This window comes from Candidatus Hydrogenedentota bacterium, assembly GCA_012523015.1.
Classification (GTDB): Bacteria; Hydrogenedentota; Hydrogenedentia; order Hydrogenedentales; family CAITNO01; genus JAAYBJ01.
This window is the reverse complement of sequence record JAAYJI010000120.1, coordinates 1-8,481: the sequence shown is the minus strand read 5'-3', so window position 1 is coordinate 8,481 and position 8,481 is coordinate 1. Positions and strand designations below refer to the sequence as shown.

General features: G+C 48.8%; 6 protein-coding genes. 3 read left to right on the top strand and 3 right to left on the bottom strand.

Annotated elements, in window-relative coordinates; all coding sequences use genetic code 11:
* Together GX117_05240 and GX117_05235 are read right to left on the bottom strand one after the other, a co-directional pair.
* Nucleotides 1-746 (bottom strand): hypothetical protein (locus GX117_05240; GenBank protein ID NLO32748.1); only part of this gene is annotated, 746 nt, incomplete at its 3' end.
* Between the two features lie 39 nt (nucleotides 747-785).
* A complete protein-coding gene (locus GX117_05235; GenBank protein ID NLO32747.1) occupies nucleotides 786-1,973 on the bottom strand; it encodes a hypothetical protein in 1,188 nt (395 codons plus the stop codon).
* Between the two features lie 426 nt (nucleotides 1,974-2,399).
* Between GX117_05235 and GX117_05230 the strand changes: the two genes are divergently transcribed.
* From GX117_05230 to GX117_05220, 3 genes are all read left to right on the top strand, one after another.
* Nucleotides 2,400-3,362 (top strand): ExsB family transcriptional regulator, encoded by a 963-nt coding sequence (locus GX117_05230; protein ID NLO32746.1) that lies wholly within the window; start codon nucleotides 2,400-2,402, stop codon nucleotides 3,360-3,362.
* A 232-nt stretch (nucleotides 3,363-3,594) separates the two neighbouring features.
* On the top strand, nucleotides 3,595-5,880 hold the full coding sequence (locus tag GX117_05225) for a beta-galactosidase (protein ID NLO32745.1): 2,286 nt from the start codon (nucleotides 3,595-3,597) through the stop codon (nucleotides 5,878-5,880).
* Between the two features lie 320 nt (nucleotides 5,881-6,200).
* Nucleotides 6,201-7,253, top strand: coding sequence for a DUF1559 domain-containing protein (locus GX117_05220; protein ID NLO32744.1), 1,053 nt, complete (start codon nucleotides 6,201-6,203; stop codon nucleotides 7,251-7,253).
* Nucleotides 7,254-7,456: 203 nt separating this feature from the next.
* Here GX117_05220 and cysC read toward each other — a convergent pair whose 3' ends face one another.
* Complete coding sequence (cysC, locus tag GX117_05215; protein ID NLO32743.1) at nucleotides 7,457-8,068, bottom strand: adenylyl-sulfate kinase; 612 nt, start codon at nucleotides 8,066-8,068, stop codon at nucleotides 7,457-7,459.
* Nucleotides 8,069-8,481 lie beyond the last annotated feature (413 nt).

The following is an 8,481-nucleotide window of genomic DNA, read 5'->3' as shown; positions in this document are numbered from 1 at the left end:
GTCCAGGCGCCTGTCAATATGGCGCTCGTCGTCACCCAAGCTTCGCCGTTCCATTGCCAGTCTGCTTTGATCCAAGGGACGCCTTCTTGCAGTTTGGGGGGGCGCAGCATTTCACCGGCGTAGAAGTAACGGCGCAAGACCCAACGCAGTTGCGCGAGTTGTTTGAAGAAAGCGCCATTTTCGGGAGCCATGGCAACAGCAGGGGGGAGCCAGCCCAATTGTTCTCCAAAGACGAGTTGTTGGCCAAGTCGCATGCGCAGCGCGAGATTGGCCGTATCGCCTCCGCCGAAGCTGCGTCCAAAGATCTGGATGGCGCCGCCGTAGACTGCGGGAAACACAGGCAGTTGTCCGTCTGTTTGCCAGTGCCATGTGAGATAGCCGTCGAAACGATTGACGAAAGGTTCACCGTTGCACTCGGTGGTAATCATACAATCCGGATCCATTTTCGCGCGCAGGTCATCGAACAAATCCCAGTAGCCCTGATTCCACCATGCGCCTCCGGCCAAGGGATGCTTGTGCGTGGGATCCATACATAGGACGGGAGTTGCTGCCGCGACCTGATCGATATACACCCCTTTCACACCGTAGTCACGCTGTAGTTTGAGCACAATCTCTTTTACTTTCTCTTGCCACAGCGATGTGAAAGGGCACATGACCGCAAGCTTAACGGCTGAGCCGTCACTTTCTTCGCTGCGGTAGGTTTCTGTAATGGGACTGCCATCCCTGTCTTTGGCGGCTGCGGGCAAGGCGATGTCGGTGAAGGTCGCGTCTTCGTTGCCTAGGTCTCATGTATCCCAAAAGCGGACGTTGATATACGGCATCACAAATATATTGGATGTCTGCAAGTCCCGTACCGCTTCGGCAAAACCTTCCTTCGCCGGGAAATAGTGGGGATAGTCATTATCGAAGGGAATTTGGTGCCAATTGTACCAATGAAATCCTATTGGAATGTCCAAGAATGCGGCAAAGTCTTTTACTTTTGAGACGACTTGGTCGGGGTCGCCGCTCATTTGCGCCCATACGCATAATTCGCGCATCCACAAGGGGGTATCGCTGCGGCCTTCCTGCTCCGGAGACGGCTGCCAACGGGCCTCTTTTTTTACCCATCCTTTATAGCGTTGTGCAGCATCAAACCAATCTCCTTCTAAAAGCCCCCACACGGCTTTACCGGGCAGCGTGAAATCGTTGGTCGCCGGCACTTCGGTGGGAATGGGATGTTCAAAAAAGAGTGTGACGGTGTGGGCAGCGGCGTCCGTTTTCATAACAATCTCTTTCGTCGAGCCCAGAGGATCGTGCATAGCATAATAAAAACCGGGGAAAAGACGTTTTTGATCGGCCGATGAAAAGGCCGCCATGAATTGCATGCTCGCCCAACCGCCGCCATAGCGCTGCCACTTTTGCCGATTCTCTGACCACAGATTTTCGAGGAGGGCTCCCGGCCCATCGGGGTAGAGCACGCCTCCATCAGCGGCGGTGCTGTTTAAGGTAATTTGGGGAAAGACCACATCTTCGAGTCGGATCCGCTCAATAGGCCCCGTTGTTTCAAGGATCCATTCCCAAGCCTTGGCGTCGTGATCGGGCAGGGCTTTCACCAGCACTTGAAAGGGCATCAGTCCTGTAGCGACGTGGTCTTTCCAGGTCAGGACGAAGCCCGATTCAGAAACCTTGACCGTTGTCTCTGCCCAGCCCTCCTCGGAATTGACACGCAATTTCTTGTCTTCGTTGTCATAGATTTCGAGTTCAAAAAGGGCTGCTCCCTTCGCCGCTAAAAGTTCTGTGCCGTCCTCAAGATCAATCAGACTGACAAGACGTATGCCTCCGTCCTCTTGTTCTATACTCATCTCCAGACAGCCTGCTTGCGCGCGATACAGTTTCGTTTGATGTAGGGCATCTTGATCTTCTGCGCTGCTAAGGGCGGCAGCACACACAATAATTATCAGAAGGGGGGTGGATAACCAAGCTATTCTTTTCATAATTGAACCCTATGTCTTTGGGAAAGCTCCGGAAATGATCATCGTTCATATGTATACGATAAGGATAACAAATCCTTTTCTTTAATTGATAAGGATACCCTTTGCGTTGCACGATACACTATTTTGCTTTGACGCGCGTAAAGAGCTTTACAATGATTTTAAGGTATAAGGCAACAAGAGGAAGTCCTTGTGTGTACGGGAAATGCCTATACCCGTGAGGAAAGAAGTATTGAAGGTTCAGTCCGAAGATCCGTCAGTGTATAGCTTATCCTCGTACCTGAGTCGGGGAGAGACGCCGCCCCCTTAGATGTTTTTTCAAGTCTTGGCGGTTATGATACTATGCTTGGTGTGGGCTGAAAGCGTGACATTGTATAAGCAAGAGACTTTCTATTGGTCTTCCCTGCTCTAAAAGAAGGATATAATTCTATGATACAAGAAATTACAGTGAAAGATCTGGATACAACTCGGTTTATAGAAGATAAAGTCAATGAAATACGTGAAGCCGTGGGAGCGGATACCTGTATTAATACCTTGTCGGGGGGCGTCGATTCCGCGACGGTGACCATGCTCGGGCATGCGGCGCTGGGCAGTCAACTGCGTACCGTCATCATTGACAATGGAATCATGCGTGAAGGTGAACCGGAACGGGTGACCGAGATCTTCCAAGGTCTCGGCGTGAAGGTTGATATTATCCAAGCGCAGCAGATCTTTCACGATGCGTTAAAAGGCGTTACAGATCCGGAAGAAAAGCGTGAGGTTATCCGCCAATGCTTTTACAAAGACGTATTTGCCAAAGTAGTGAAAGAGAGCGGCGCTAAAGTCCTTTTACAGGGAACCATATTGACAGATGTGGACGAAACGGTGGCGGGCGTGAAACGGCAGCATAACGTCTTCGCCCAGCTTGGTATTGATCCGGAGCAGGCTTTTGGTTATAAGATTCTTGAGCCCCTTATCCAGCTTCGCAAAGACGGCGTGCGGGAACTGGGTAAAACCTTAGGTCTTCCTCCTGAAATCTATGGCCGTATTCCATTTCCCGGACCGGGCCTTGCTGCCCGAATTATTGGCGAAGTGACTCCCGAGCGCTTGGTCACCGTACGAAAAGCGACGGCGATCATGGAGCGCTACTTAAAAGATTCGGGAGCCTTTCAATACATGGCCATACTCCATGAAGATCGGGTGACAGGTACACGAGGCGGAAAAAGAGATTTCGGGCTGCAAATCGAAGTGCGCTGTTGGGAAAGTGTTGACGCCCGTACCGCGGTACCGACGCCCTTGTCTTTTGATTTGCTGACCACCATGGCCAACGAGATAACCGAAAAGGTGCCGGGCGTTGTAAGTGTTACGTACAATATTGCGTCCAAACCGCCTTCCACGCTGGAGGTCATCTAATCTTTTTCTCGGCGCTGCCGCCGGCGATCCTGTCGAGCAGCGATTTAAAGTGTGAAAAAACAACGGTACGTATGCCTTGTGTCGCCGTAAAACATAACGTTTTTGGGAATCCTGTTCTGCGTGAGCTTATATAAAATAATGGTGGAAAATTAGCTCCCGCTGCTATACCTAAGCATCACAATGATTGTGTTTAAATTCAGCCGAATGTAAATACTCCTTTAGAAAGAATCCCATGCAGAAACCCCTCAGTTATGTCTTTTTTTTCCTGTCCATGATCGTGTCTTACCTTCTCGGTTTCGTGAACGATTTGTCGGCACAAGAGGTGCCGCGTCCCGAATTCCCAAACCCGCAGATGCAACGGAGCGACTGGCTCAGTCTGAATGGAAGCTGGGACTTTGCGGAATGTGACGGGACGGATCTCTATCTTGGAGACGCCCTTTATCCTGACCAGATTATCGTGCCTTTTTGTCGGGAAAGTGAACTGTCCGGGTTGGGGCGCACAGGGTTTGTTAAGAATGTGTGGTATAGACGTAGCTTTACCTTGCCCAATGCGTGGGAAGGCAAACATATCCTTTTCCATGTTGGCGCCGGTGATTGGAAATCTACCTTATATATCAACGATCGGCCTGTGGGAGTGCATGAAGGCGGCAGTACGCCTTTGAGTGTTGATATCACGGACGCCTTGCAGTCCGGTGAAAATGTAGCGATTATCCATGTCTTTGATGATACGGTGAGCGGATTACAGGCTTGCGGCAAACAATCGCAGCGGGCGGAAAGTTACGGATGTCTGTATACACGAACCACGGGGATTTGGCAAAGTGTTTGGCTGGAGGCGGTAGGCAAAAATAGTATAGAGCGTTTCGAGGCTGTCGCTGACCTCGATAAGGAGCAACTGCATCTGAAGGTTATTTTACGCAATGCCGGCGAAGGCAAGTCTTTATCGGCCATCGCTAAGGCGGAGGATCGGGAAGCGGCCCGTTCGACTGTAACGGTACAAGATAAAGAAGCGAATCTCACACTCACCCTTCCCGAAGCTAGGCCTTGGAAAGTGAGCGATCCGTTTCTTTACGATCTGGAGTTGATCTTAGCCGATGACGGGACGACGGTAGATCATCTGTACTCGTATTTCGCTATGCGTCAGATCGAGATTAAGGGGCGCGCGCTGTTGCTCAACGGGGAAGCTGTTTTTCAACGATTGGTTTTGGATCAAGGTTTTTATCCCGACGGTATCTGGACCGCACCAACAGAAGATGCATTAAAAAACGATATTCTGTTGTCCATGGCGGCGGGCTTCAATGGCGCACGATTGCATCAGAAAGTCTTTGAGCCGCGCTTCTTATACTGGGCGGATAAATTGGGATATCTGGTTTGGGGAGAATATCCGAATTGGGGCTTGGACCATACCAACGAAATTGCACAAAAGGCTATGATGGACGAGTGGGAAGCAGTGGTACAGCGCGACTTCAATCATCCTTCTATTATCGGGTGGTGTCCCTTTAATGAAACGACGCCGGAAGCTGCACCACTTCAAAACAAAGTTATGGAACAGACCCGGCGCTTGGATCCCACCCGCCCCGTGCTCGAGACCAGCGGCTATGTCCATGCTTATAACGAAGCTATGCTGCTGGATGCCCATGATTACGACCAGAACCCCGAGACTTTTAGAGAACGATGGACGCCGGAGCGTTTTGAGATGCCCCTGCCCAAGCGGTACAACATTGCTGCGTCTATACCGGTTCTTCCCTTCTTCATCAGTGAGTATGGCGGGATTGGATGGAATTTGAATCCTGAGGCATGGGGCTACGGCGACACGCCTAAAAGTCTGGAAGCTTTTTACAAACGTTATGAGCAATTGACCCAAGTATTGCTCGACAATGCTTATATGTTTGGCTATTGCTATACACAGCTTACTAATATAGAACAAGAACAAAATGGTATTTATAATTATGATCGCAGTTCAAAATTTGATGTGACGCCCATACGGAATGCCAATAGGCGCGCCGCCGCCTATGAATCGAATCCGCCCCTTGATTCCATTACAAAAATCTTTGATTGGCAGGTGTTGGTGGGCGCTGAACCGGATGGGGAAAATGCTGCCTGTTGGCGCTATACCGAAAACACGCCTCCGGAGGGATGGGAACAGTCTGATTTTAAAGATACCGATTGGCAAAACGGTAAAGGCGCGTTCGGCCATAAGGAAGGCTTTGAAGCCTCTATTCACACGCCTTGGAAGAGCGACAATATTTGGCTTCGCAGCTCGTTTAACTATGCCGGTGAAGCCTTTGAAAAAGCTGTATTGATTATTCATTACGACAATGACACGACAGTATATCTTAATGGTTCCGTTTTATTTTCTGCGACAAAATGGAATGATGCCTATGCAAGGATAGACCTTAGTGAAAGAGTAAAGGAACTTTTAAAGACGGGAGAAAATACGGTTGCCGTTCATACGTGGCAAGATACGGGCGGCCAATTTATCGATTTGGCGTTACTATTAGGCATTTCGAAACAACAATAAGCCGAGATTTATTGTCCACAAAGTTTTTCTTTTGCCCGTTGAAAAAAAATAATTCTTAAATAAATCTGTTGCAATTTTAACCCCTTTGTGCTATTCTAGTTGTGTACTGATAAGTGTGTTTTTTGAGTATGGACGTGATTCTAACGTAAAAGTTGAAAGAGCTTACGCTTCCTTAAAATTGATAAGGCACATTTCATCGTATGCATTTTTAGGAGCGAATGGAAAGGAGGTGAGTGTATTCACGTCAAGCAAGGATTGAGTATGTTGTGTTTGTTTTTATAGGAGTTTATAATTTAATCTGGTATCGAAAGGAATTTAGTATGAAACGTCGTGGCTTTACACTTATTGAATTGTTGGTCGTGATTGCCATTATCGGTATCTTGGCCGCTATCCTGTTGCCCGCGTTGGCTCGTGCCCGCGAGGCAGCTCGTCGTAAATCTTGTCAAAATAACCTGAAGCAATGGGGTACGATATTTAAGCTTTATGCCGATGAGCAAAAAGACTATTTCCCGCCCATCCAATTGACCAATATTCTACGCCCCGGTTGGCCAAGCGGTAACTTAATGGATAACGTTAATGGTTATATTGCTGCTCAGCCGCAATTTACGTCTTGGTATCCGAACTACAATGCCGATCCCTCCATTCTCATTTGCCCCTCTGACGCGGAAGACAGTATCTCCGATCTGAAAAATGATGATGGCGATTGGGATTTTTATCAGCCGAAAGAAATTAGTGGAAAATGGGCCTATACGCGTAGTTATGCCTACTTTGGATGGATGTTTGATTTATTAAATAAACCCTATCTGCCTCCGGTAGAGATCACAACGATGGATTATCTGGAGGCCGGTACGCAAGCCTTGAATGTGCCCACCCCTGACGGTGGTTTGATTTCGCCTCAGTTCGGCGCCGGCTTAGACCGTATTTTGAAAACCCTCATGGATCAAATGAGTGCGGCGAATGCCGGGGTGAAAGTGCTTGAAGTTGTGACCGGTGATGTACGCGTTCGCGCCAGCGATGGTTATGTATATAGTGGCCAGACCGTTGGTAATGGCGGCGGTGAAGTTATCTATCGCCTGAAAGAAGGTAATGAGCGTTTCATGATCACCGACGTTAATAACCCGCAAACCTCCGCCATGGCGCAAAGCACGCTCTTTGCCATGATGGACCTTTTCGGAAATAGCGGCGGCGTCGCCCTCTTTAACCACGTTCCCGGCGGATGTAACGTCCTCTTTATGGACGGTCACGTTGATTGGATTCCCTATGTACCGCCGGCGCCCGGTCAGGATAATTCAGCCTCCATGGACCTTGGCGGGACGCAGCCGGTTCTGCCCAGTATGGCTGGTGTGATCGGTATCTTTAACGCCAAAATCTAATCCTGAATTCTAACAGTATTAATCTGGTATGAAATGACCCCCTGCGGATCTGATCCGTAGGGGGTTTTTTGCATGAAGTATTATTGATGTAGCGTGAGGCAGCTTTGGTGTTGTCGAGGGACTCATAAAGCGAGACCAACAGCCGCGAAAGTGATTGGTCTGCCTGCGCGTCTCAGCGCTATAAAAGAAAAGACAAGATTGTTTTAAGCGTTAAGAATTCCGGCTTTGCGCAGATACGCCGTTATTTGTGTCACGCATTCTTCGATTGAATGCGTTGCGGTCTGCAACAGGATTTCAGGATTTGCCGGCGCTTCATAGGGCGCGCTGATACCGGTAAATTCAGGAATTTTACCTTCCTTCGCCTTTTGGTATAAACCTTTGGGATCACGCTGCGCACACACGTCAACCGGGCAGTCCACAAAGATTTCAATAAAACGGTCGCCGCACAATTGACGCACTAAATCACGGTCTGCCTGATAGGGGGAAATGAAAGCGGTACTGACAATAAATCCCGCATCAAGGAAAAGAGCGGCCACCTCGCCGATACGCCGAATATTCTCTTCGCGGTCGGCGGGCGAAAAGCCCAAATCTTTGTTCAAACCATGGCGTACATTGTCGCCATCCAACACATAGGATTGGCACCCTTGTTCGAATAAATACATTTGTAAAGCCTGGGCAATGCAGGATTTGCCTGAGGCAGACAAGCCGGTAAACCACAGTACGGCGGCGCCATGACCGTTTTTATTTTCTCGGTCAGCGCGCGTAATCGCATGGTCGTGCCACGTAATATTTGTTGCTTTCATTTCTTCTGTCATAGATAAACCTTTCCCGTGTATACAGTGTCTTACAATTGCAAGGATTATAGACCAGGCTCTTCCGTTTAACAAAATGGCGGTGTAGCTTCGAACTCGAAACGCAAGCCATTTAAAAAAAGACTTCGGCAGAAGTTCTGTAAGTTAAGTGTTTTCTTTACCCGTACCGACGTTATTAGCTGTGCGCGAGAAGCTTGGCGTACTCCTGTCCACCTTGTCCATCTTGTCCATCCTGTATATCAGAGGCAACCCCCTCCGCCCGGTTCATCGATTTAATTTGAAAACGCTGACGAAAGTACGAATATGCTATGATTAACTTCCGCGGGTTATAGTAAGAAGAAACAAGATTAGGTCTTATGTATCGCTCTTTATCCATCGCACTTTGTATTTCACTTCTGACGGTATCAGCCTTGGCC

Bases quoted from the DNA above. Each gene is read 5' to 3' on its own strand.
- GX117_05235 (NLO32747.1), bottom strand. From the start codon at position 1,973: ATGAAAAGAATAGCTTGGTTATCCACCCCCCTTCTGATAATTATTGTG.
- GX117_05225 (NLO32745.1), top strand. From the start codon at position 3,595: ATGCAGAAACCCCTCAGTTATGTCTTTTTTTTCCTGTCCATGATCGTG.
- cysC (NLO32743.1), bottom strand. From the start codon at position 8,068: ATGACAGAAGAAATGAAAGCAACAAATATTACGTGGCACGACCATGCG.
- GX117_05220 (NLO32744.1), top strand. From the start codon at position 6,201: ATGAAACGTCGTGGCTTTACACTTATTGAATTGTTGGTCGTGATTGCC.
- GX117_05230 (NLO32746.1), top strand. From the start codon at position 2,400: ATGATACAAGAAATTACAGTGAAAGATCTGGATACAACTCGGTTTATA.